Origin of the sequence: Pseudomonas petroselini (genome assembly GCF_045037875.1) — a bacterium.
Taxonomy (GTDB): domain Bacteria; phylum Pseudomonadota; class Gammaproteobacteria; order Pseudomonadales; family Pseudomonadaceae; genus Aquipseudomonas; species Aquipseudomonas petroselini.
The window spans coordinates 4,964,177-4,986,750 of sequence record NZ_CP173614.1; the positions used below are offsets into that span (position 1 = coordinate 4,964,177).

Annotated in this window: 23 protein-coding genes and 3 pseudogenes; 16 read left to right on the top strand and 10 right to left on the bottom strand. The window is 51.8% G+C overall.

Annotation, left to right across the window (positions count from 1 at the left end):
- Positions 1-734: 734 nt before the first annotated feature.
- The 3 genes and pseudogenes from ACI512_RS22710 (at position 735) to ACI512_RS22720 (ending at position 2,745) form a co-directional block, all read left to right on the top strand.
- The gene (locus tag ACI512_RS22710) at positions 735-1,148 is read left to right on the top strand and encodes a hypothetical protein (protein ID WP_152748571.1); all 414 of its coding nucleotides are present in this window, start codon (positions 735-737) and stop codon (positions 1,146-1,148) included.
- Between the two features lie 121 nt (positions 1,149-1,269).
- A pseudogene (locus tag ACI512_RS22715) lies at positions 1,270-2,133 on the top strand (IS1182 family transposase); the annotation flags it as partial.
- Between the two features lie 96 nt (positions 2,134-2,229).
- Entirely contained in the window at positions 2,230-2,745 is a 516-nt protein-coding gene (locus ACI512_RS22720; protein WP_236383488.1) for a GNAT family N-acetyltransferase, read from the top strand.
- A 625-nt stretch (positions 2,746-3,370) separates the two neighbouring features.
- On the opposite strand, the gene ACI512_RS22725 is transcribed toward ACI512_RS22720, so the two are convergent.
- The 4 genes from ACI512_RS22725 to ACI512_RS22740 form a co-directional block, all read right to left on the bottom strand.
- Entirely contained in the window at positions 3,371-3,586 is a 216-nt protein-coding gene (locus ACI512_RS22725) for a phage holin family protein (protein WP_236383841.1), read from the bottom strand.
- A 513-nt stretch (positions 3,587-4,099) separates the two neighbouring features.
- A complete protein-coding gene (locus ACI512_RS22730) occupies positions 4,100-4,561 on the bottom strand; it encodes a DUF4234 domain-containing protein (protein ID WP_236383840.1) in 462 nt (153 codons plus the stop codon).
- A 363-nt stretch (positions 4,562-4,924) separates the two neighbouring features.
- Positions 4,925-5,272, bottom strand: a complete 348-nt coding sequence (locus ACI512_RS22735) for an RES family NAD+ phosphorylase (RefSeq protein ID WP_349497027.1) — start codon at positions 5,270-5,272, stop codon at positions 4,925-4,927.
- Positions 5,273-5,279: 7 nt separating this feature from the next.
- Entirely contained in the window at positions 5,280-5,552 is a 273-nt protein-coding gene (locus ACI512_RS22740; RefSeq protein WP_236383839.1) for a hypothetical protein, read from the bottom strand.
- Positions 5,553-6,625: 1,073 nt separating this feature from the next.
- Between ACI512_RS22740 and ACI512_RS22745 the strand changes: the two genes are divergently transcribed.
- From ACI512_RS22745 to ACI512_RS22785, 9 genes and pseudogenes are all read left to right on the top strand, one after another.
- Positions 6,626-7,171, top strand: coding sequence for a tyrosine-type recombinase/integrase (locus tag ACI512_RS22745; protein WP_046485307.1), 546 nt, complete (start codon positions 6,626-6,628; stop codon positions 7,169-7,171).
- A gap of 189 nt (positions 7,172-7,360) precedes the next feature.
- Positions 7,361-7,831 carry a hypothetical protein gene (locus tag ACI512_RS22750; protein WP_405121354.1) on the top strand — a complete coding sequence of 157 codons (471 nt, stop codon included), beginning with the start codon at positions 7,361-7,363 and terminating at the stop codon, positions 7,829-7,831.
- A 461-nt stretch (positions 7,832-8,292) separates the two neighbouring features.
- A complete protein-coding gene (locus ACI512_RS22755; protein ID WP_236383710.1) occupies positions 8,293-8,748 on the top strand; it encodes a hypothetical protein in 456 nt (151 codons plus the stop codon).
- Positions 8,735-9,210 (top strand): annotated as a pseudogene (locus ACI512_RS22760) (endonuclease); the annotation flags it as partial. The gene ACI512_RS22755 and the pseudogene ACI512_RS22760, both read left to right, overlap by 14 nt.
- 13 nt (positions 9,211-9,223) lie before the next feature.
- Entirely contained in the window at positions 9,224-9,682 is a 459-nt protein-coding gene (locus ACI512_RS22765; protein ID WP_236383711.1) for a thiol-disulfide oxidoreductase DCC family protein, read from the top strand.
- 204 nt (positions 9,683-9,886) lie between these two features.
- Complete coding sequence (locus ACI512_RS22770) at positions 9,887-10,198, top strand: hypothetical protein (RefSeq protein WP_236383712.1); 312 nt, start codon at positions 9,887-9,889, stop codon at positions 10,196-10,198.
- Entirely contained in the window at positions 10,195-10,797 is a 603-nt protein-coding gene (locus ACI512_RS22775) for a hypothetical protein (protein WP_236383713.1), read from the top strand. The genes ACI512_RS22770 and ACI512_RS22775 overlap by 4 nt, the downstream gene beginning before the upstream one ends.
- A gap of 646 nt (positions 10,798-11,443) precedes the next feature.
- Positions 11,444-12,301, top strand: coding sequence for a hypothetical protein (locus ACI512_RS22780; protein ID WP_405121355.1), 858 nt, complete (start codon positions 11,444-11,446; stop codon positions 12,299-12,301).
- A gap of 497 nt (positions 12,302-12,798) precedes the next feature.
- Positions 12,799-13,863 (top strand): hypothetical protein, encoded by a 1,065-nt coding sequence (locus ACI512_RS22785; RefSeq protein WP_236383019.1) that lies wholly within the window; start codon positions 12,799-12,801, stop codon positions 13,861-13,863.
- Between the two features lie 321 nt (positions 13,864-14,184).
- Here the strand turns inward: ACI512_RS22785 and ACI512_RS22790 are convergent, their stop codons facing one another.
- The 4 genes from ACI512_RS22790 to ACI512_RS22805 all read right to left on the bottom strand — a co-directional run bounded on the left by ACI512_RS22790 (position 14,185) and on the right by ACI512_RS22805 (position 17,821).
- Positions 14,185-14,553, bottom strand: a complete 369-nt coding sequence (locus ACI512_RS22790) for a histone-like nucleoid-structuring protein, MvaT/MvaU family (RefSeq protein WP_236383016.1) — start codon at positions 14,551-14,553, stop codon at positions 14,185-14,187.
- Positions 14,554-14,630: 77 nt separating this feature from the next.
- Positions 14,631-15,032, bottom strand: a complete 402-nt coding sequence (locus ACI512_RS22795; RefSeq protein ID WP_236383013.1) for a hypothetical protein — start codon at positions 15,030-15,032, stop codon at positions 14,631-14,633.
- Positions 15,025-15,528, bottom strand: a complete 504-nt coding sequence (locus ACI512_RS22800; RefSeq protein ID WP_236383009.1) for a 3'-5' exoribonuclease — start codon at positions 15,526-15,528, stop codon at positions 15,025-15,027. The genes ACI512_RS22795 and ACI512_RS22800 overlap by 8 nt, the downstream gene beginning before the upstream one ends.
- 34 nt (positions 15,529-15,562) lie before the next feature.
- Complete coding sequence (locus ACI512_RS22805; RefSeq protein ID WP_236383007.1) at positions 15,563-17,821, bottom strand: hypothetical protein; 2,259 nt, start codon at positions 17,819-17,821, stop codon at positions 15,563-15,565.
- A gap of 138 nt (positions 17,822-17,959) precedes the next feature.
- Here ACI512_RS22805 and ACI512_RS22810 point away from each other — a divergent pair, with 138 nt between their 5' ends.
- Entirely contained in the window at positions 17,960-18,616 is a 657-nt protein-coding gene (locus ACI512_RS22810) for a histidine phosphatase family protein (RefSeq protein ID WP_405121356.1), read from the top strand.
- A 60-nt stretch (positions 18,617-18,676) separates the two neighbouring features.
- On the opposite strand, the gene ACI512_RS22815 is transcribed toward ACI512_RS22810, so the two are convergent.
- Both ACI512_RS22815 and ACI512_RS22820 read right to left on the bottom strand, forming a co-directional pair.
- Complete coding sequence (locus ACI512_RS22815; protein ID WP_405121357.1) at positions 18,677-19,738, bottom strand: hypothetical protein; 1,062 nt, start codon at positions 19,736-19,738, stop codon at positions 18,677-18,679.
- 114 nt (positions 19,739-19,852) lie between these two features.
- Positions 19,853-20,044, bottom strand: a pseudogene (locus tag ACI512_RS22820) (IS3 family transposase); the annotation flags it as partial.
- A gap of 214 nt (positions 20,045-20,258) precedes the next feature.
- On the opposite strand from ACI512_RS22820, the gene ACI512_RS22825 reads away from it, so the two are divergent.
- From ACI512_RS22825 to ACI512_RS22835, 3 genes are all read left to right on the top strand, one after another.
- The gene (locus ACI512_RS22825) at positions 20,259-20,423 is read left to right on the top strand and encodes a hypothetical protein (RefSeq protein ID WP_236383002.1); all 165 of its coding nucleotides are present in this window, start codon (positions 20,259-20,261) and stop codon (positions 20,421-20,423) included.
- Positions 20,413-20,844 carry a hypothetical protein gene (locus ACI512_RS22830; RefSeq protein WP_236382999.1) on the top strand — a complete coding sequence of 144 codons (432 nt, stop codon included), beginning with the start codon at positions 20,413-20,415 and terminating at the stop codon, positions 20,842-20,844. The genes ACI512_RS22825 and ACI512_RS22830 overlap by 11 nt, the downstream gene beginning before the upstream one ends.
- Before the next feature lie 141 nt (positions 20,845-20,985).
- Positions 20,986-22,506, top strand: coding sequence for a hypothetical protein (locus ACI512_RS22835; RefSeq protein ID WP_236382995.1), 1,521 nt, complete (start codon positions 20,986-20,988; stop codon positions 22,504-22,506).
- Positions 22,507-22,574: the final 68 nt, after the last annotated feature.

The following is a 22,574-nucleotide window of genomic DNA, read 5'->3' on the forward strand; positions in this document are numbered from 1 at the left end:
CAACCTCAACTTAGCGCATGTCACTGCCTGGCTGCGCCACCGCCTCAGAAGTCAGGACGCCGAAAGGTGCCGCACAGCCGACGCGCTGGGCGCCGCTAGGCCGCTCATTACAGCTATTCCCGCCTCAACACCCGCGAAATGCTTGCAGCATGGCGAGGCCCCTTCGCCTGTCAATGTCAGCAACCCACCCTCCCCCCATCGGCCCAACACATCCCACTTAATGCCAACACATCAGTAGGTAGCCCAACAAACTGCAGGCAAAAAAAATCCCGCAAAGCCTTTGGCGGGTCGCGGAAACGACTTCCTCACTCCCCCGGCGTCCTGCCGACCGAACACAAACCACCAATAGGCCGCTACTCATGAGACACATCGTATGGCTGCATCCGCCCGATTCTGTTGAAAAAGTCGACTTCGAATTCCACGGCAGAAAAGTACGCGTCTGAGATTGAAATCTGAATTTTTGGCAGTAGGTTCAGGACTCGGATTTCACGTAGCAGCGTGCAAAAAAGGTCTTTTCACCCATCAGTATTCGAGCGTTTTGGGCAAGCCGACTTTTTCAACACAATCGCCCAAAAGCTGCCCTTCGCGAAAAGCAGCAATCGACCCAGGCTGTGTGAAAACACGTTTTTAGAACGATTCGGCCATGGGGGCATTCGACCAGGTTTTGAGGCACCATATGGTCTCTAAGAATCCAGCAGCTCGACGCAGCTCGCAAACCAAATCAGGAAGAATGAATGCCTTCCCGTCGCCGCCTCAGTAGTGTCTGTCAAAGTATTGCGCATCACGCTGCGAGCAGTCTGTCGTACGTACACCCACATCTGTTGCAAGCCCTCAAAGCGACCGGGGAATCGATCGCGACGGTGGATCTACTGAGTGCGACCCCATACCCGAAGGAGCTTCTCAGTCATCCCCACCTTCCCACCGCCCTCTCTTCACTACGTGATCGTTTTGAACAGATTTTGAAATCTGAAGGATTTTTAATAACCGACCTCAACGAGGCCAAGCTATTTTTCAAACCTGATGGCCAATACCGTGACGAGTATTGTTGCGAATGCCACGCAAGGTTGTCTCATTCAAGCGGCCGTAAATACTTTGCGGCAGTCAATTGCATGGGTAAATCCATTGTTCCCCAGCTTGCCAATATCTGACCAATCCCCTCCGGTAACGTCTTCAATCCAGATGAAAGCGAGCTTTGCTTTAAGGCCAAAAGTCGGAATACGCCGAGGATGATCTAAGCTTTTGTTCGTCTAGATCGTATCGGGGGCGATCATGAAACGATTCATTGAGGGTGAGACTCGGACGCAGGTGACGCTGCTGCCGGAGTGCTTGGACGATTATGTAGCCGAAGAAAATCCAGTGCGAGTGGTCGACGTTTTCGTCGATGAACTCGACCTCGGCGCACTTGGTTTTGAGGGCGTCGATCCTGCCGCAACGGGTCGTCCGGCCTACCACCCAGCGGTGTTGCTGAAGATCTATATCTACGGCTATCTCAATCGGATTCAGTCCAGCCGCCGACTTGAGCATGAGGCCGAGCGCAACGTCGAGTTGATGTGGCTAACGGGGCGTTTGGCTCCGGACTTCAAAACCATTGCCGACTTTCGCAAAGACAACGGCAAAGCCATTAACAGCGTATGCCGCCAGTTCGTAGTTTTTTGCCGCAACCTCAATCTCTTCTCTCAGTCGATCATCGCCATCGACGGCAGCAAATTCAAAGCCGTCAATAATCGCGACCGCAACTTCACTCAGGGCAAGGTGAAGGCACGCATGCAGCAGATTGAGCAGAGCATTGATCGCTATCTGGCGGCGATGGATTCGGCGGATCGGGCCACGCCCGAAGTGGCCGAGGCCAAAGCAGAGCAGCTTAAAGAAAAGATAGAAACACTGAAAAAGCAGATGCAGACACTCAAGGAAATTGAGGCGCAGCTCCACGAAAGTCCAGACCAGCAGATCTCCCTCACAGACCCAGATGCACGCTCAATGGCCACGAGCGGCCGAGGCACCGGAACCGTTGGCTACAACGTACAAACAGCTGTCGACGACAAACACCATCTGATCATTGCCCATGAGGTGACCAACGTGGGTAATGATCGTGGGCAACTGAGCAATATGGCGAACCAGGCGCGTGAAGAAATCGACCCAAAGAGGACGTCCGATTCGCTGAAGAAATGATCAGCATGTTACTTTTCCTGGACACACACGGAGTACTGCACCTCTTGTAAGGAAATTACGATGCTCGTCGATACCCGCGAAATCTGCATTCAGTCGCCACGCCTTAGTATTGAGCCATTCTGCGCGCAGGACGCTGTTGAATCCTTCGCTTGTATAACTGCCTCGTTGACTCGCTACATGTCGTGGGAACCACCTGCTTCTCTTGAGGACTATGCAAACGTCTGGCGCCACTGGCTGCCTTCAATCGCAGATGGCAGCGACTTTGTGTTCGCAATTAGACAACTCGACGATGCTCGTTTTACTGGCCTTGTCGGGCTGCACAATACCCACGGTGAAACGCCGGAGCTGGGTATCTGGATTCGTGAAGATAAACACGGGCTAGGCTTTGGAGGTGAAGCGGTCCAAGCGGTTGTTCAGTGGGCCAGCCAGCGAGTGGTAGCAAAAAGTTTCATCTACCCCGTTGCGACGGACAACCATGCGAGTCGACGTATTGCCGAGGCTCTGGGTGGGATCATGCTCGAGATGCGCACATCAGCCAAGTACGACTCGGTTGTTTACCAAATACCAACTGTTTAATCATCTTTATCAAACCCGTCGACTGACTGTTCCTGGCCGATTCTGTTGAAAAAGTCGACTTCGAATTCCACGGCAGAAAAGTACGCGTCTGAGATTGAAATCTGAATTTTTGGCAGTAGGTTCAGGACTCGGATTTCACGTAGCAGCGTGCAAAAAAGGTCTTTTCACCCATCAGTATTCGAGCGTTTTGGGCAAGCCGACTTTTTCAACACAATCGGCCGATAGCGGTCTGTCACGAATGACTGAGTTTTACCAAGAGTCGCGGTCGAATCTCTGCGAAACCTGTTGCAAGTCACCCATAAACTCAATCTGTCACCATCCTCCAATCGGCAGTTGACCACTTTCGTCTAACCACCGCACAGGCGGTTCCGCTCCGGAGTTACCGTGTATTTTCTGGATTTTCTGAGGCTGCAAGAGCCTACCTTTGATGCGGGCAAGGCCAAAGTCCATTTGGCGCGCCACAACAAAATAGAAGCGCCCATGGACGTGTATTTGCAGGGCCGATTCGATGAGTGGCAGCGCTGGCAAATACAACGCAACTTTGAGCGCGAATGGGTAGTGTCGTTGGTCCAGGACAAGGTCGTTAATACCCGCTGTTGTTCGCCGGCTTGTTCCGCTCCGAAGGTTACGTACAGCATCCCGCGCCCGATCCGCACTTCATGTACAACCTGGTACCCAACAGTCCAGAAGCGAGGAAGCGCAGTGCCACTCGCTGAAGGATTTGGCGAAGGCCTAGGTCGCTGCCTGATGCGCGAAGCATTTCTCCGGATAAACCGGCGAGGCTCAGCAGAACCAACAACCACAGGGGCACATCGGTCAGTGCCTGATGCTCGGAGTTCATCTTGAGTCCTCAAATAGGTCGGCCTCTACGTCGCTGGCATCCGCTTTAGGCAAGGAGACAGGCGTGGGGCCGAAAACAAAAAAGCCCTGCTCAATGGCAGGGCTTGAAAATGGGAACAAAAAACCAGGCTCAGTGGCCGGGTTTTGAAGGCGTCTCGCTGCGTTCACAGCAATACACGCTGCTATAAAAACAAATCTATTCCGTGCGGAAAAGCTCTAATTTCAATAACCGTAGCTTATCCTCATCCCATCGCGCCCCGTCTGTGCGGAGCGTTAGAGAGGGAAACAAACGCTTTTCAACACCACTCGCGCAGCGAGCCTAAAACCCTTCGCCCTGGAGCACGCTGCCGGTGGTGTAGCTGCTGTCGGCTTCCCTCGCCTGACTCAACAATTAGCCATGCTGAAGAGCTCAGAGCCGTTCAAGCGATTGATAACACTCTCCTGAGATTCCTGGTAAACAAATGCCAAGCAAACAGCTGGCAATCGTCTAGAGACTGCCAGCCTGTCGATTGCATCAAGCCTGGGTGGCTTGACCACGCAGGATTTGTTGCTTGCGTTGCTCTTCTGGCATGTCATTGATGCAGTAGTTGATGTAGAAGACGTTCAGGAAGAAGGTGTAGAACGCGTTCATGCGCAGATCGATTTTATGCTCGCGGAGGGCGTATTCCGACAAGGCGTTTTTGGCTTTGAACGCCCAGACGATATACAGGGCGTTTACCGCAATTATCAGAATGCCGGACAGCGCATCGAAAAGTGCGTCACCCAAATTGGATAAAGAGCCGCTCCAGCCGAGGCAGACGGCCAGCCAGACAATGTAAGTGTTATCGACCAGTTTGATCTTGGTTGTTTCGCTGATTTTCTGATTGCTTCTGACAAGCCACAACAACAGGTACAGCCCTAAGGTTGCGATCGACAGCAATACCATATTCAAGGTTTTGGTATTTATCTTGTCTTTGAGTTCATTAATGTCAGGCATGACGGTTCCATGTTCGTTCAGGGTCAAGGGGATGTCGTACAAGGAGGTGCCAAAGTGGATGCAATTGCTAACCGGGAGGGGGTGAAAAGCACACATTCCCTGCGCTGTCTCTTGCCTGTGTCAATCCATGTACCGGCAGATGATAGCACATTGACAGCGCACGAAATGCGGCCGCGAACCGGTTGGTGGCGGTAAGCCCGTTTAATCCAGAGGCTTGCTGGAGGTCGACCGATCTATAGGTATCAGGCTCATACTCGCAAACTCCCTTCTCGCTTGCTAACGCAGGTATCGCTTATCAAACCAAAACGGCTCAATACTCTCGACCAAGTGTGTCTGTGCCTGTGGGTGAGCTGTGTTAACCAACTAATTGCTCGCGTGGGGTATCAATGCTGACGGTACTGGCAACAGAAACTCCACCCCCGCATCCAGCCAACGAATGCCCATCGCCTGCGAGGTCGGCTCATTGGCCTGCCAACCGACCGGTAACGCCTGCGATGAACCGATCAATGCCCCAGGCGCCACTTCGATTCGGATCAACTGCAAGGTTGACGGAATGTTCGCCAGACTCAGTCGCATATGCGCCAACACCTCAACCATGGCCAGCGCAGGATGTTCAGCCGCATAGATCACCGAATGTGGCAAGGTGTGCCAACTGCCATCGGCATGATGCCACCCAACCCACACAAACCTGGGAAGGCTGAAATGCGCCACAGCTGCATTAGAAGATGCAATGGGCGGTGCGGCGGATACGGGACTCAATCAGGCGGGCACCCGGGTCCATCACCGACAGGTGTAACGGCGAGATCGCCGGCTGGTCAGGAAGGTAGTCGGCTGGGGTATTCGGCCACAACAGCGCCGCGCGCTCATCGCCGCCAAACAGTTCAACTGCCTCGGCATACACACGTGTCAGACGCACCACCCGCTCGGACTCGGCCTCGCTGAACCGTGCATTGCTGCTCAGGCGGCGTCGGATGGTGCTCTCGGGCGCCACCAAGCACGTCGACAGCCCGTAGGTTTGTCGCTGACGGACTCGTCGAAGTACCAGCCCTACCGCACAGGCCTATATCGTAGCGGCGCTGCAGGTCTGTCACTTTCGCTCACATCCCCTCCGCCATACCGGCCCACACGGGCCCTGCAAATCCCGTCACAAACGGGGGTACAGACGGGGGTAGAAACGCAAACCGCAGGCAAAAAAAATCCCGCAAAGCCTCTGGCTCGCGGGATTTCTTTATCTGTTTGGCGGGAAACCAGGGATTCGAACCCTTATATAAGGTTCAACCCAATACCTCCTCAAGAGCCATTACGATAGCTTTAAGCTGCACCTTAGTCAACATCAATGAATCCGGGCTCTCTGCCAATGAAATATTACCGTAGCCCGTCGTCGCCCCAAAGTTTGCAAAGGTGCAACTCGTTGCATGTTAAGCGTTGCACCTTAACGAGGGGAGAAACTCAGGACAAAATACCTGAGCCAAGCCCGCCACCTGGTTCGGTCTGACGATCACTTGCGGTACTTTGCAGTCTCAGAGCGTGCTCGCATGAGGAGGCGGCTCCCAGAGTTGGAGGATCAGCATTGTGAAACTCTATGCTCACCGGCTGCCCACTGCATCGTAACCTCTCCAAGGACTTGATCTACCGAAACACGACTCAAGTCACCACTCATGCTCTGCAATCGCTAACTCCACATTTTGTAATTTCGGCGTCGGTCTTTTACGGAAACTCGCACAATGGATAACCGGCCTCCGCTATAAATATAAATTGTTGACCGCCACTCAATTCAAAAGCAAAAGCCATCAACAAACTTTTAATCAATTGCATTCGAGGTAATCGCTGAGCAGCAATAACACTTAAAACTTAAGCAAAAAATAAAGTCCCCGCCACTAGAACTATACCGAAAAGCCAATAAAAAAGCCGTGCCAGAAACTTTCTAGAAACTAAAAAATCAAATTAAGAGTCTACTTTTAATATACTGTTAAAAGATTACCACACGCCGAGAAAAGTGCAAAAATACCTTGACATCAGCGCAGCCACTCCTCTTAAATGGCAGCCCTCTCATGACGGTTATTGATGATGAGTCAAACAAAAGAAGATATGCAAAGCAAAGCGACCAGGCCTTTTAGTCGAGGTGAGCTGATGCAAATAAAAGAAACTCTCGAACAGAAAGGCTCGCTTACAGACCGGTTACTTTTCTCCCTAATGCTCACAGGCATGAGGCCCAGCGAATATTTGCCGATCAAATCGCGAGACTTAGTGCTTGGAGTCGAGAAAACAGTAAACTTCAGAGCAGTTTCACTGCCAAAGCAAGACATAGATCTTGCAGTAGAGATACTGAACCTGAGGAACAGCTCAAAGAACGACTACATTTTTCCCAGCGGCTCAGTTTCAAACTCTCCGATGAAGCCTGAAGAACTTCGTAAGAAGCTTGTGAGCTGGCTGAAGGCTGCGAACGTAAGCCATGGTGGACGCTCGCCACACGTCGTACGTCGTTCGGTAATTATAGCTAAGGCAGAAGCGGCGATGCAGGTATTCAAGCGTTTCAATCCTGCCATGGGCACAATCAGCCGGAACATGACCCATCACTACGCTATCAACAAGCGCCCGCCGCAAAACTAATACGAACAGTGAAAGGGCTAGACCGGGTCAAGCTTTTAAGCTTAAGGAATAGTCTTTAGTGGGGCTTACCTACCCGAAATTCTTGCCGAAAGACACCTGACAAGTTAGTCAATTGCCCACACCCCAAAAAATGGCGTCTTTCGCACCTCATAGCCCTGTTACGCCTACGCCTTAACTAAGAAGAAATGAATGAACAACCAACAAGCTGATTTAACTTTCGGACAGCCGTCACGAGGGAGACTGAATCCAACCAACCTGCGTCCATTTGAGCAATATGAAAACAACTGTGATATACCGCCCGAATGGATCGATCTTGAAGACGTTGAGTTAATCTGGTGGATTGTTGCCTCTAGAATTAGCAAGAAAGAGCTTAGAAATCGTTTAAGAAAGATTTCGGACAGCTACCAAGATTGCGGTTGTTTCGCATTCGCTGTAGTTGCGGACAGAGACGGTCGCGGGCGCTACCCCAGAGGGGTTGTCAATACTCTCCAATCAATTCTGAAACCACGCAAGCTGATGTGGCGGCACCCCACGGAAGATGTTCTCCGCATCCAAATGGTGATCTGGCATTTATGCATCTCTGCTGCGCTTGATTGGTGCCCTACTGAAGTTCTACCAATGAGACTTCAAGGCCTTAAATTTGAAAAAGCTTTGGACTGAGAATTGTAGAAGGCTAGATCGATATTTTCATAAAACGAAATCTTGCGGATCGTCGACACGGCAGACGTTCCTAGCCGCACTCTTCTTGACTCAAGCACCTCGAACTATCGGTAGCTTCTGGGAAAACCATTCCCTCGTTTCTTTAGACGCTATACCAATGATAAAGCATCAAAATACCACAGCAAATTCTGCCGCTAACTTCCAGCCATTACCAATCGATGTCTCGGCGCGCCACAGTGACGCCCCACATATAAATTGAAAATCCTTCGCCAAAACGGTATCCGACATGATTTATTCCCGCTGGCTTTATACCGAACATGAGCAGCCTCACAACGATGATGGTGAGGGCGCGTACACGATTTTTTCTACAAAGCAGTTATTCGGCTGTTGACTGCATGCCACTCGAGGTCGTGTGCATTCAGAGATTCGTAGTGCTCTGGGAAGGACAACCTGACACAAGGGTGATCGATTTGATCGAGCAGTCTATTACCTTGGCAGTTCTCTCCCCCGTGAAGCTTTTGCATGCGTCCAAAGGGATGCTTGTCGTGGTGTATGACTCTGTGCTTGTCGGCGAGACTTATAAGTTGTTTCACCTCGCCTGGGCGAAAATTGCTGCCGGCGCATGGTATGAGAATTGGACTGTCCTTCTAATCAAAGATACGGATGCCGGACGTGGCGTTGATGGAGGCAGGATTTTCAGACATTTTGCTCGTTACATCCTGGACGACAGCGAAGTCGGAATCGCTGAATTTACGCGTGATATGTTCCTTTTCAAAGATGACTGGTCGCCTGAAAATATCTTCGGGCCGCCTCCTGCCGAGGAAGCGGACGCCGCCTCAGAGCAGCAGAGAGATGAGCCAGACCTGTTGGATGATGACTTGGATTCGTGGCGCCAGTCGGCCAAGGCGTGCGACTGAACCGCGAGACAAGGTGAAGGATCGGTAGCAAGGACGACGTTCTACATGTTCGACCGGTACAACCTTAATATGTCTCGCCAGCAGCAACAGCTATTGAAGGCATGGGACAAGCAATTTCCAGTTACCTCCTGGGAAAGGGAGCGTAATAAACGTATCACCGCGATCATGGGGCATCCCAACCCTTTCGTGACTCAAGAACGCAGTTGGACTCAAGGCTATAAGACGGTGGGCGACGGAGTAGTCACCGGCCTTACGGCAAAGTCGGCGCAATCACAAAAACCGACATCGGCATCCCGCTCCATATCCGTTGGAAGCATCATCGGTAATGGTAAAAGCCATGTTTACCATCTACCTGAAGGTTGCCCAAGCTACGACAAGGTGTCCTCGAAGAAACAGGTAACCTTCGACTCAGAATCCGCTGCTAAATCTGCGGGCTACCGAAAGGCAGGGAACTGTAAATGAAACAGCAGACTGAATGACCACGAAAACCGAATCCCCTGCCCCGTTCCTACAATCGGGCGACACGGCAGTTCTCTTCGATGGCACATGCAAGCTCTGCAACGGGTGGGCTAGGTTCATCATCCACTCTGACAAGGCTCACCGAATTCAGCTCGCTGCGGTTCAGTCGCCTGAGGGCCAAGAGCTTTTGAGGTGGGCCGGACTGCCGCAGGACAAATTCAACACCATTGTTCTCCTCTCAAACAACAAGGTGTCCATACGTTCTGAGGCGATGTTCGAGATTTTAGGTCGCCTAAATGCCCCGTGGCGCTGGCTCACGGCTGCACGTGTTGTACCAGCAGCAATGCGAGATTGGATGTACGACAAAATCGCGGTAAATCGCTATCGGTTGTTTGGTCAGTACGACTCCACCCACCTTCCAGCGGCAGATCACGATAAGCGCTTTTTGAAAGCAAACGTCGCATTGGTTCACTAGAACTCAGATTCAGGCGTCAGGGTCGGTGATATATGATCGAACGCATGATCTTTTCGTTTTCCGCTTTACACACATCGCGAATGCCTTCTATTGCTGAAGGGGGCATTCGCGTCTCTGCAGCATCTGCACAAAAATCCTCCATCCAGCTCAAGTTTCGCCAAATCACACCGTTTTCAATTGTATGTACACGGTGAGAAACCAGCCTTGACCAAATCAAAGCCTGCATCCATTCAGATTCTGCGGGGAGCGATATCGTTTCCCGAGACGATCCTGGGCAACCGTCAGCGTAGAACCTGGGAACGGCTGATTAGTTATATTGAGTCATCCGACTCACCTTCCGCATTCGATAAGGCAGCATCCCACGTCGAAGGCTATGTGCACGCGCTTGTCGATAGCGACCAGATCCACGTTTCTATCGAACGAGATCTGTTGATCATCGAAACGGTCGACGCCTGGCGATGCACCCGTATTGAATCGAACACTTCGCCTTATCTGAACGCCCCAGGAAAACCATGACTTCCATTTTTAAACGCTACGCCGACGGCGGAACATCAGACCTGCACATCAATATGCCTCAGCGTCTTCTGCCCACGACCGTCAGTCATTGTCCCCTCGAGGTCGTAGTGGGCAACTGGGAAAAGTATCTCGTAGACCCCTCCTCCGCTCATGAGCATTGTCCCTGGGCAGCGCGATTCGTTATGGGCATGCCCGTTCCATTGTGGGCGCGCGGCCAGGAGTGGAACCTCGGTCAGAAGGCTCGTTTCATTACCGCTGTTTGGTCAGGGGCAGACCTGGGGAGCTACCTCACGAATGACTGGTACGAGCCAGTGATAGGTAGCAGGGCATTAGCCGAAAACAGTGAAATTTTGATTGATGGTCAGCAACGCCTGCACAGTCTTGAAGAGTATTTCCTAGACCGCCTTGCAGTCCCAGACGCGCAAGGACAGCCGAGGATTTGGTCTGAGCTTGGCAACGGCGAAAGGAGACGCTTTCTGTCGACGATCTTTACTCATGCGAGGGTGTCTTCTGGCGATGAGGTAGCATTGCGCAAAACGTATGATCTTTGCGCGCAGGGGGTTGTTCCTCGGTCATTTGATCAGCGCGCCTTGAGGTGATATTCGACACTTCGGTTGTCGTGGCATGCCCTAGCAGGGATGGCTGTCGTTAACCAAGCCCTGTCTACGACCGGTCTTGGCCCTGCGGGCTTCCATCCTCATGCTATTCGACCATCCTGGTCTACGCGCTCCGCTTGCATAGGGCTCAAGTTCACTACCTAGCTTGGACATTCCCTGCGGCTACCACATACTAGCTTCCATCCGTCTTGGAGTGAGACTAAGCGAAATGGCATGGTCATTTTGGAAGGACAAACGCCCCGAGTGGATTCAGGCGGAAGAGCGAGCGTTCGTAAAGGCAGCCAACTCCCTGAAAACATTGCAGGTAACGCCTCGTGGCGGAATGAGGATTGATCCTGAAGAAATCAGAGATCAGATCCTAGCCGCACGAGAACTGTACAAAGATTTGGTTGAGAAATAGTGATGGTCAATATCCTACCAACTTGTAGCTGAATCTGCCCCGTGTCGCGAGTCACGATGATCCTCAGCTACGTATGCTTGAGTGATAGGCTTCCCACCCTATACAAAGGTTTGTGTCGCCACGACGTCGGGGGACATCACCTCGCTGAAGCGACGCTCGAGGGCTTATTCTAGATATCTCTTATTAATTTTCTCGCGGCTTTTAGATTTATTTAAAATTGGAGACTCCATGGGTGACTTAGATAAAATTTTTTTTACGCCTGATGCTCATAACGGTGAGTCTCCTTTAAAACGACAGTTCTGCGTTTTTTTGGATGTACTAGGATTCAGCGCGTATGTACAAAGTAGAGAGGGTGATGAGGGGGCTTTTCTTTCCATTATGGAGTCTCTTAGGTATGCAAGATCGAGTTTGGCTCTCGGAGAAGAACTAAATATTGTTAAGGTGAAAACGTTCTCAGATAATATCGTTATCGGGGTGAAGGTCACAGATGGCCTAGAGTACCTAGGTTCACTGCTGGAGTTTATCAGTGGCTATCAGCTTGCAATGATTGAACATGGATTCTTTTGTCGAGGTGGGTTGGCAATTGGCGATCTAGTTATTGATGAAAATTGCATTTATGGAAATGCACTTGTTGAGGCGTATAAGTTAGAAAGCGAACAAGCTGTAAATCCAATGGTTTTGATTTCTGAGGAAGTTATTGAAAGAGCACGAAATAGCAGTCACTTCCATGCTGTAAGTGGCATTATGGAGAAGCCGGACAACGGATACTTCATAAGCGTCGACGGACTTTATTATCTAAATTATCTAAAACGCACTTTCATACACTTCAAGGATCGCGACGGCTTGGGTTTCGCTTGTTTGGATTATCGCGTGCTTGCCAAGCATAAAAATTATATCCGGGAAAATTTGGCGACCCACAAGAAAGGCAGCTCGGTTTATAGGAAATATGCATTCTTGGCGAGATACCATAACGCCTTTATCTCTCGCTGCGTTACCTTTGATGGCTATAGTGAAGGCCTGAAAATTCACACACCAGATGAAATGGTGTTCGTAAATAAAGAGCAATTTTGTAGAGGTTGGGACTAATCGCTCCGATACAGCACTAACTGCTGCTGGCCGCATAGGATGAAGGGAGATTCTGGTAAATGCAAAGTGAGGCAGGTTTTTGCGAATGTGAACGAAGGTCAGGCGCAGTGAGATCCCTGGAAAAAACCTTCCTGGGATCTATTTCATTGCCCTAAGCAAAAAGAATCCTGACAACTTCAGAGTTACTACAAATTCATCATCTATATCGTAAAGACCACATGTCAAATACTAGCAGATAGACTCGCCAGTTTAATACCTCTGCGTTCAGTGAGCGACCGGGCCACCCCGGTGGCACTACCTTCCGCATGTCGCTGCTGTAGAGGATTCATCTCGGTCATCCGTGGGGTCTCTGCCTGCCCCGGCGACATGGGAGCGCCGTATACAACTGCCTATATTAAGTACCTTGAGACGAAACTGCTGTGGGAGTGTGTTTGTACATGGGGCCGCTATCCCGTATATAATTTTTCCTAATTCCCCATATAACCTAAGGGTGTGAAATGGACTTACTAACGCCTCTGTTCGACGATGGAAAGCTTCACCAGCACTTCAAGACGATCTCTGACGGACGAGTTGGTCGACATTACCAGCGTGATGAGATTTTGCGATGGCTTGAAGGTTTTCCAGATAGGGATAACAAGTTTGTAAAAGAGTTTCAGACCACCTTCAACTCGAGCTTTTGGGAGATCTACCTATATGCGGTTTTTCGAGAGTATGGCCTTGCGCTTGACTGGACGCATGCTGCACCTGATTTCTTGGTCACAGCGGTTGACGCTACCTTTACTGTGGAGGCCACCACAGCGAATCATGCAGCTGACAGGGCGCCGGAGTGGGGTAAGCCCCTGACGCCAGAATTTTTCGATAGTGTAGACTTCAATGAACTCAACAGAATAGCGATCATCCGCTTAGCCAACGCGTTCATGAGCAAATCCAAGAAGTACCAGGAGAAATACACGAGCCACGCTCATGTGAAAGGACGTCCATTTGTGCTTGCCGTAGCTCCATTTGAACAGCCGGGCTTTCACCTTCAAGCCTATCGCCCCATTGAAGCATTGCTGTTCGACCACTACGTAGATGAGGCCGAGTACCTGGCAAATCCTGAGCGTTTTCCTAATGGGCCCCTGACCAAATCTCTGGGCAGCGTGGAGAAGGACAACGGAGCAGAAATCGAACTGGGCTTCTTCCAAAATCCGCGATTCAGCCACATCAGTGCGGTGATTTTCAGCCATCTCGCCACTTGGGGAAAAGTGGACGCCATGTGTGGTAATCCAGATGCAATCATCAACTCGATCTGGTTGACCCATAAGGGTATGAGGCCGGTTGTAGCTCGAGCTAGTGCAGGCCCAGAGAAGATCACTGATGGCTTGCGGATATATCACAATCCTTACGCGATACACCCTTTGCCGTTGGAGGTTTTCCGAAGGGAAGGGGTTGTGCAACTCTGGGCAGATACTAATGAGCACGCGCTGCTACATGAACAAGCTGATAATTGCCTACAGTCCCGGACTGCAATCACATTTCTCAAGGGCAATGACGACGACTTTAAGGCGAAGGCTGTTCCGTGATCAGTAGCCACCGTGTCGTAAGACCCTGCCTCCGTAGGTGCACTGGGCGCCGGGCTGAGGTCGCTGTGAATATGCTCGAATACGGTATTGATTGTATAAGGTATTCCTTAGATGACAGGATTTGCGCACCTCGAAATGACCCTTTGATGGTGTAATTCGCCGCATAGGAAAAATAAACCTTGGATGTGCATTTGCCGGTCTCTACGACTATCTCCACTGCCAACCTGAAGCTCGTTGCCAGCTCAAGCACTGCTGAACGAAGCATTTCCTATCCCCCATAAAGAAGGGCCCCGCAGGGCCCTCAATTTGTACTCAAACGATTTACTGAGCCAGCCAGCTCTCGACCTTGTCAGAGCCGTACTGAGCCTTCCATTCTTTCAACACCTTGTGGTTGCCGCCCTTAGTCTCGACGACTTCGCCCGAGTGAGGATTCTTGTAAACCTTTACCGCCCGAGCCTTACGGGAGCCCTTGGTTTCAACAGCTGCTGCGCCACGGCGGTTTGAAGAATGCGGATCGAGAATCGCGACAATGTTGCGCAAGCTGTAACCATACTCACCTAGCAGGTCACGAAGTTTCGTTTCGAATTCAATCTCACGCTTCAGACCATCATCGTTTTTCAGCGTTTCAAGCTCTGCCAATTGGGCAGCAAGCTGCTGTTCAAGCGCGCGGAATTCAGCGAGACGGGACATGTAACACCTCAGATATTTAGTGTTGCCAGTATAGTCAGCACTGTCCAAAGTAGACAATCGAGGGTGCCCTCCGACGCCTAACACTGAGGCTCACGCCTTGCAGACATGTGAGCATCCAAGTGCTTCATTTCAGCCTGCCATTGAGTCAGAAATTTGTCCCAGTCATGGGCGTACGGGCCATCGACCAAGCGCGTCGAGCCGATGCTCGCTTGTAGAAAACGCTCACGCCACGGCTGTGGAATACTGGCCTCGTCAACGATGTTGATACCGGAACTGTGGCGCTCAATCAGGACTGCTTTGCGGACAGCATCAATATCGAGGTGTGGATGACTCTGGTTTAAGTCGACGCGCTCTTGGTCTTCAATGTCGTCAAGCACATTCAAAATAGCGACAGCTTGTGGGTCGCCCGGCACCAGGTGCGAAAGTGTCCAAAGGGCTTTGCGCCTAACAGACTCAAGCGTACGAAGATCATCAGCCATGTTCAGTGCCTCGATTGGAACCGGCAGTCAGTCGACGATAAAGGTCGGCTAAGAGGCGAGCATCCAGCAGTGCGTGATGTGGAAGTTCCGGGAGCGTCACGTCGGCGATATCATCCGCTTCGAGATGCCTGAATAGCAGAATCAGGTTGGCTGGACTATTGGCAACGTTAGCAGGCCAACGATGATTTACGTAGGCCAATTGGCAGAAGAGATCCCAGTCCCAATCCGGAGCGTCCGAACAAATCTCGAGCGGGCCTTCAAGGTTGCTCAAGAAAGCGAGCAGTGAGGTTTGAGCTTCGACCAGGGGTTGCCCATGGTCAGGGAGGTTGAGCTGAGGCAGGACGTTCTGGATCACGAAGTCGCTGCAGTCTCCCACTACGTAGGTGTCTGTGAGTTCAACGTAGTATTCGTGGCCGGCCTCGGACACGAGTGCCAGCGAAATCAACTTCGTGTCTCGGTTGAGCTGAGTGAACTCACAGTCCAGGAATAGCTTCATCCTCTCCTCCGTAGCCCTTACCTTTTTACCTAGTTTAGAGATCTACATCGTCAAAGATGTCACGTCCTCCACCCATTGCGGAGGGCCGAATCAAATCGCTCCGTCCGACTGCTGGCTCCTCATACCGCTCTTGCGAGACCTCACTCACCCAATCGTCGACTCGACGCCGTTGGGTATCGAGCACATCCTCGATACCGGGCCATTCCGGAAAGGCCGCGTAAATACCCTCTAGCTCATCAATAAAATCACAAAAGTGGTTATCAGGATCGTTTTCGTAGCAATACGATTCCTGCAGGGATTTGCGAACCCTGTCCAGGTCAGGCAGCACATATTTCTGTACATCGCTGTAGAATTCTTCCCGCTCGTGGCTAGTGAAGAATTCATGCATCTCGTTATCGTAGATGTGCCCGAGTTCATCATGATCAAAGACAAAGTCCCGAATCTTGGTGGAAATCGCTTCTCGTGCTGACTCAGGTAAAAGCCCTTGCCGTAGTAGGCGGAGCGCTAGATCAGACGACCTCGTAAACAGGTTTATCGCGAAGTCACGAGCCAAGCTGGAGTGCAGCTTTCCATCAGTTTTCGAGTAGATGTCCAAGAACACGTCATTTGTCCTGCGCTGCAGAAAAGAATACAGCCTTCCCCGCCTGGTGCGCTCCACGTCGCCCTCGCATGCAACGTATTCACAGCACCGGTTCGCGACTTCTGCGAACATACTTGAAGGCAAAATCGTAGCGTTTTGAACCCCTGCGTTGCCGCATGTCACCAGTTCCATCAACCGCTCAATCGGTGTTCCATCCACAAAGATCTGCAGATGTTCAGGACTCTGGGCGAGTATCAACGCAAACGCATCCCCAATCGTAGGATGCTTGTATCGCCAGAAACGTCCATCAGCTGTATCCGCCATCTGAAGAAAACTTCCCCGGAGGCTATCAAGAGCTCGGATACACCCGGCCTGGCTACCGCCCAACCTCTCAATTGTCTGCATCTCGCCGCTAGACAGACTCACCGGGCTTTCGATTGCTCCATGCTTCATGTAGAGAAGAGCAAGTGCGGCTTGGCTCTCGTCATCCATTCCCTGCATCGTCTCGACGAGCCATCGCTCCTGCTTCGCGACAAATTCGTCGATATTTTTCTGGTCAATCTTTAGCGCTTTGGTGAATTCAACGCTCCCCAAGCGCCGAGCAGTCTCCGGAGCGAACCGACTGTGAGCTGCCACTGCAGGAAGAAATTCCTTCAAGACCGTCCGAACTCGCTGTGGTTGGTTTCCAAGCTTTACATGGTTGTAGAGGATTTCTGACCTTTCCTGGGAGGTCAGCTCTTTCACGTCGATGACAACCTGGCTCTCTTCCATCAAAGGAAATGCTGTTTTCTTGAGGTCACGTCGGGCGCTGTTGTAAATGTAGTCACGGCTGGTCAGAACTATCCGATGCCCGCCTCGGATCATGGTCGTGAGAGCGGGAAGAATCCGGTTCCACTCCATCACCAAGTCTGCTTCGTACTGCATCGCCCCGAAGGCGTCATCAACCCATACGAACTGCGATGCTTCTTCAGTATTCCAGTGATCTCTAATCTGCTCAGGCCTCTCCAGCTTCAATACTAGGCTTCCCCATTTATCCATCGCACACATGGCCATGAGTGAGGCAATCGTTGTCTTACCTGCTGCGGGCTCTCCTACCAATAGAACAAAACCATGCTGCTGAAGGGCTTGAAGCGCTTTGCGATAGGTGCCCGTCACCACGAGCTTTGAAAGGTCGGGAAGCTCCGTCAGCAACGCCTTCGTCTGCTTGTACCGTCTCTCATCCAAGATCTGGCTAAGGTCGCCAAGGCCGTAGAGTCGGGGCACATTCATGCGCAGATCACTGTTCAGCTGGATCTTCTCGCAGATCCAGGTCGAGCCCAGCAAAAGCACGTGCTTGGCCCCAGCATCCTCAAACGCCAACCGTATTTTGAGATTGCTATCCCCTGTCCAGCCTGCGTTTGTCATCAGGACATAGACATCACACTTTCCTTTCGCGACGAGTCTGCGCACCTTTTCAAGCTCACCATTCACATCAGATAAAGTGAGATTGTGATCACGGCGCGATGTGAACTTGCACTGGATGACGAATTCGCCTGCATACACTTCGTTTGGCTGAGGAGACCACGTTCCCTTGAACCCACCATCGCGGCCTCCGTCATTTCCTTCAAGGAACGTCTCGACTGTCTGGCCCAAAACGGTTGAGGCTACCGCCATGCACAGTTGCTGAAAACTATGCCAACCTAAGAGATGAAGGTCGTATTTTGGGGGCGTCATGGGCATTCGATCCTTGCAGCAAAATCTAGAGGTAGGACAGAAAGCCATCATAACGGAACTGCAGTAATGCCGGGGCTGTGGTAGCAGAAGCCGCACGTACTCACCTACGGGCGAGATTGAACTGGAGGATATTTGGTTATGAGACAGGTGAGCCTGATCCGCCATGGAGAAAGCGCTGCCAACGCCGGCGAAGCCAGCCCGGGTCACGCGACAATTCCTCTTACGCCGAAAGGGGTTGAACAGGCGTACTCGGTGGCCAACTCCGTCACCGGTGCTCCCGATCTGATCGTTGCCTCACCCTTCTCTCGGGCTCGGGCAACAGCTATGGCTACCGTAGCGAAGTTCCCGGACGTCCCGTACGAGATCTGGCCCATTCATGAATTCACATACCTTGAGCCAACACGGTGTGTAAACACGACCGTTGCCGAGAGGCGAAGGTGGGTCGAAGCGTATTGGTCTAGATCGGATCCTGCGTTCGTGGACGGTGCCGGTGCGGAGTCTTTCCTAGATTTCATAGCCAGGGCTCAGGCCTTCCTGAGTGGGCTTTCGAATCATCCTGCACAAAACATCACTGTATTTTCACATGGGCAGGTCATCAATGCAGTGGCTTGGCTGATTGAGCGCAAACCGCAGCAGATAGATGACCGAGCTATGGCTGATTGTCGTGAGTTCGAAATCCTGAGCCACGCCCCCAACTGTGGCGGTTACACGATGACTAAGCCGGCTGAAGACACCCATTGGAGAGCGAGCATCTCAATGCCTGAAGAAAGAGGCGAGGCGCGCCCGGAGCGGTGATGCCAACCTCGTTGCAAACCGAGTTGGCATTCAAATACTGAGCAGCGGCTTCGCCAGCTTCTACAAGATGGTACCCAGCACCTCTTCCAGGCTCTCGCCCTTACTGTTCTCAAAAATGCCGGCCTCACCGAACAGCACCTGGATGTCGGCTTGGGCGAAGAATTCGGCTTCCGCGAAGTCGGATGCAGTGCTCGCCGGCAGCACCAAGAATAGCTTGGTTTCGGCACTACCGAAGCGATGCCGGTAATACGCAAGCTGACCAAATGCAGTGTAAAGCTGTGCCGACATCGAGTCGCTGGTCTTGACCTCAAAGATCACCTTGGCCTTGTCAGTAGCTTTGTCCACTAGCGCCAAATCGACCTGATGCTTACCAACCTTGAGTTCCGAATATCCCTCAACAAACTCATCCAGCTTGCGGTGGAGGGCGTTGCAAAGTGGGCCGTGAAGATACTGGTACTCGCAGGTGTCCTGGCTTCGGGTATAGGATTTAGTTCCTTCAAATTCTTCCTGCCCCCGCCACTTCGCATCCGATTCATCTTCATCGTCGAGGGCTTCACCTGAACCCTCGGCATCATCCTCCAGCTCCGCTTTTCTCTGTTCCTTGAGTCGTTTTACCTTGAACAGGAACTCGGCGATGTCATTCGCAATGCTAGGAGAGTTCGTTGAAGACACAGCGATCACATCTGCCGTCTTGCCTTCGTCATCTACCTCCATAAGCCAGTCATGAAAGTGCTCAAAAGCGTATCGGCGAGGTACCCGGCCACGGAACGCTGTGAAAGTGCCACGATGACAGACAAGGGTTTCACCCTGAGAAGCAGCTACCAACAAACCCGAGACACTGCGATTCAGCCCATCAGGGATGTTGATCTCAGCATCTGGCGAGAGAGTGCCCCTCTCGTAGCCCAGCTTGAACAGGTGCGCCTGACGACCATCCCAAGGCGGAGGGACGGCAAACAGCATTTCGCCTAGATCGGTCTCCAAGGCATATGTGCGGCAAGGTGCTTTATCTCCACTCGGAAATGCCCACTCTTTAGTCCCACGTGGCTCTGCCTGGTCGATCAGAGCCTTTTGAAAAGAGCGAATACCTTTACGAAGCCGAGCGTTCACTGTAATAACTTGCACCACTTTGCACCTCATTAGTTCCCTAGCAAGCCGCTGAGACATTCAAAAGTTTGAATGGCAGCGAAGTCCAAAATCGTAGCATCCGAAAGCCCAGCACAGCAGACAGTGTAGTGGTCAACTGTTCCCGGACACTGCGTTAAGTTTTGCCTCAGCAATCGCAGGCGGTAACTCATCGTTGAATTTATGCGGTCTCTGCCGGTTGTACCGCTGCATCATGAACCGACCGATGTCCTGCTAGCTCATGGAGTCCACTGTCGGTATCCAATCCGTTTTCAGGCTACGAAACAAACGCTCCATCGGTGCGTTGAGCTCTCAGGTTGTGCGCCCCTATGCCACGCCAAGATCGCGCTCGACGACTATTGGGAGGCAGCTTACGTCGGCGATCACTATAGAGGCGAGCACGCAGTTGCCCACAGGACTGTCGCTTCGGAACGGCGGGCCACAACATCACCTCGGTTTACTTTTAGAGCCAGACCCGCAGACAAGTATGGTTGCTGGGTTAGACGGGGAGCCTTAGAACATGGAATTCAACAGCACAAAAGCGAAGCTTAATTTTACCTGCATCATCATTAAAACGGTTGGGAAAATGCCAGCATTCTGCCGGCGACTCACCAGTCACTATTACCGAAGAGCGGCCATTCTCAGCAAAATCACGCTTGACCAGACCTCAAAAAATGAGTTGTGATGATGTCGATTTAGATCCCAACGCGCCGGGTATAAACGTGGATGCATCTACCGACCAAGCCATAGCAGAACTCCAGGAGATCGCTGATCGCCTGCTGAAAAGCTGTGGGCCAGTAGATGACCAGGCACCGCGCTTCTTTAGCGAAGGAGGAAAGGGTCTCTCTGGTTTCTTAGAGTACATCCGCACCTCTCTTGAAAAAGCTCAAGAGTTCGCACGACGCTGCAAGGCTGATGTTGAAGCCTACATTGAGCACTCCAAGCTAGTCCGCCGTGCTCAATTTCTTCTTTCCAAGCTAGTCCGCATTGACATACATGCCCTGGTAACCCGCATCCGCTTGTATTTCTCTCACCTGGCTTGTATCCGAGTACCTCTCTTCAAGTATGGGCCAGAGCTTTCAAGCTACCGCCACCGCTTCCGCTAACCTTTCCGCTTAGAAAAAACGCACCAGTGACTAGGTAGGCTCACCCTACCCCACTATTTCTATGGCAGGCATCCAGCCTGGCTCGGATATTCGTGCCCCGCGAAACCGCGACAAGGCATTAGCTGAAGGAAGCGACACAAAATGACTGAACGAATCAAAACCCTGGACGAGGTTTCCAGCGATATTGCCGCCACGATCCAGGCTAGGGGGGGCTTGTACAACGAAGCCGCCATCACCGACGAGTTCTACAAGCACCTGTTCGAAAACGCTGTGGCTCACTTTGCACACCTCGTGAGGTTGGCAATGCAGAGTTACTACGACGAAACGGGCAGGACGTTGAAATTCGGGATCGTAAATACCGCAGAAATCGGCGGTTTCGCCTGTGTAGGTAAAGAGAACATCGACTTCATCGGTATCCATTTCGGAACCATCTCCCTGGTATCCGCAATCTTCACCCGGATGCTTAGCAACCCGAACATCCTGCCCGGGGTAGGCGACACCAGCTTGGAAGCCAATGCTGGCTACACCCACTTCATCCCAGCTCAAGAAGACCTGACTGCTTTCTCGCCCTGCAGGCCAGCTTGCCGGGTTAGAAGTGCGTTCTCTAAACATCTCACTCTGGCTGGGCTGGACTTCATCTTCGGTCATGAGATCACTCACATTACGAACGGCCACCTCGGCGTGATAAATCAGACGAGGCATCCAGACCCGGAGATGCGGCGCCCCGAGCTTTCAGCTCTTGAAAACCAAGCTATTGAACTGGATGCAGACATCGGCGCAACCCAGTGGACGTTGATGTTTACCGAGCTCGTCAGAAACTCGCGTTCCAAACTCCGTGTCGAGGGTTCTGACCCGCTGAGTATCTCCTGGCGCGAGTTCTATGCCACAGAGTTCCAAACGGTCGGCCTCTGCTTCATGGCAAGCTACCTCACTCTCAGGATGCTGAGCCCCGATTACTGGAATCCAGCTAATCAAGAGAAAATCTTGCAGCCCCTACCCCCATACAGGATGGGGTCGCTGATGCACGTCTATGCCAGCGTCCTTGTAGAGTTTCATGCCATGTCGTTTGATGAGGCACAGAAACACGTCTACGCGTTCTGCAATTGGTCTGAGGAGGCCTTGGCCAACCTTCTAGCCGAGTCTGGCCGAGGTGAATCGGACTTGAGCGCTATCGATAGCTTTTTCAACGAGGTGGGGCCTTACAACGATAAGGTCAATCAGGCCTACGACACGTTGGCCAAAGAGCTGAGCGAATTCGCAATGAAAGAAACCACCAAGGTGACCCATCCCCGGCCCAGGACTTGCGACTACGTGGTTCTGAAAGGGCTCAAGCATGGCGCTGAGTTCATCTGCATTCTCGAGGCGAAACACTCCGAGACCTTCCCGAAAAGACTCGACATGCAGTGTTTTTTCAAGGGGCGTGGAATGCCCACTGGGATGGAATTCCCGCTCAATTTCCTCCCTGAATTCGAAGGCAACATGATCGAAGAGGCCTTGATGGCGGACGGCAGGAACCATGTCGCCCTCATTCAGGAAATCACTGGCCTCGAGGCTGTCGAGCTCTCGTCCATCTCGGACAAGCTTGATCTCCTCCACTTCGCCCTAGAGTACAGCGAATGCTTCAAGCTTAAAGAGGATCTGACTACGCTTCTGCAGGCGTAACCTCTCAGTGCAAGGTAAGCCACCCAGATCCAACCGTGATGGCTTACCTTTCTATTCTCAGAGTTCCG

Bases quoted from the DNA above. Each gene is read 5' to 3' on its own strand.
- ACI512_RS22745 (WP_046485307.1), top strand. From the start codon at position 6,626: ATGATGAGTCAAACAAAAGAAGATATGCAAAGCAAAGCGACCAGGCCT.
- ACI512_RS22710 (WP_152748571.1), top strand. From the start codon at position 735: ATGCCTTCCCGTCGCCGCCTCAGTAGTGTCTGTCAAAGTATTGCGCAT.
- ACI512_RS22750 (WP_405121354.1), top strand. From the start codon at position 7,361: ATGAACAACCAACAAGCTGATTTAACTTTCGGACAGCCGTCACGAGGG.
- ACI512_RS22730 (WP_236383840.1), bottom strand. From the start codon at position 4,561: ATGCCTGACATTAATGAACTCAAAGACAAGATAAATACCAAAACCTTG.
- ACI512_RS22800 (WP_236383009.1), bottom strand. From the start codon at position 15,528: ATGAAGCTATTCCTGGACTGTGAGTTCACTCAGCTCAACCGAGACACG.
- ACI512_RS22830 (WP_236382999.1), top strand. From the start codon at position 20,413: ATGAGTTGTGATGATGTCGATTTAGATCCCAACGCGCCGGGTATAAAC.
- ACI512_RS22835 (WP_236382995.1), top strand. From the start codon at position 20,986: ATGACTGAACGAATCAAAACCCTGGACGAGGTTTCCAGCGATATTGCC.
- ACI512_RS22765 (WP_236383711.1), top strand. From the start codon at position 9,224: ATGACCACGAAAACCGAATCCCCTGCCCCGTTCCTACAATCGGGCGAC.
- ACI512_RS22775 (WP_236383713.1), top strand. From the start codon at position 10,195: ATGACTTCCATTTTTAAACGCTACGCCGACGGCGGAACATCAGACCTG.
- ACI512_RS22795 (WP_236383013.1), bottom strand. From the start codon at position 15,032: ATGGCTGATGATCTTCGTACGCTTGAGTCTGTTAGGCGCAAAGCCCTT.
- ACI512_RS22725 (WP_236383841.1), bottom strand. From the start codon at position 3,586: ATGAACTCCGAGCATCAGGCACTGACCGATGTGCCCCTGTGGTTGTTG.
- ACI512_RS22780 (WP_405121355.1), top strand. From the start codon at position 11,444: ATGGGTGACTTAGATAAAATTTTTTTTACGCCTGATGCTCATAACGGT.
- ACI512_RS22810 (WP_405121356.1), top strand. From the start codon at position 17,960: ATGAGACAGGTGAGCCTGATCCGCCATGGAGAAAGCGCTGCCAACGCC.
- ACI512_RS22825 (WP_236383002.1), top strand. From the start codon at position 20,259: ATGGAATTCAACAGCACAAAAGCGAAGCTTAATTTTACCTGCATCATC.
- ACI512_RS22720 (WP_236383488.1), top strand. From the start codon at position 2,230: ATGCTCGTCGATACCCGCGAAATCTGCATTCAGTCGCCACGCCTTAGT.
- ACI512_RS22785 (WP_236383019.1), top strand. From the start codon at position 12,799: ATGGACTTACTAACGCCTCTGTTCGACGATGGAAAGCTTCACCAGCAC.
- ACI512_RS22790 (WP_236383016.1), bottom strand. From the start codon at position 14,553: ATGTCCCGTCTCGCTGAATTCCGCGCGCTTGAACAGCAGCTTGCTGCC.
- ACI512_RS22805 (WP_236383007.1), bottom strand. From the start codon at position 17,821: ATGACGCCCCCAAAATACGACCTTCATCTCTTAGGTTGGCATAGTTTT.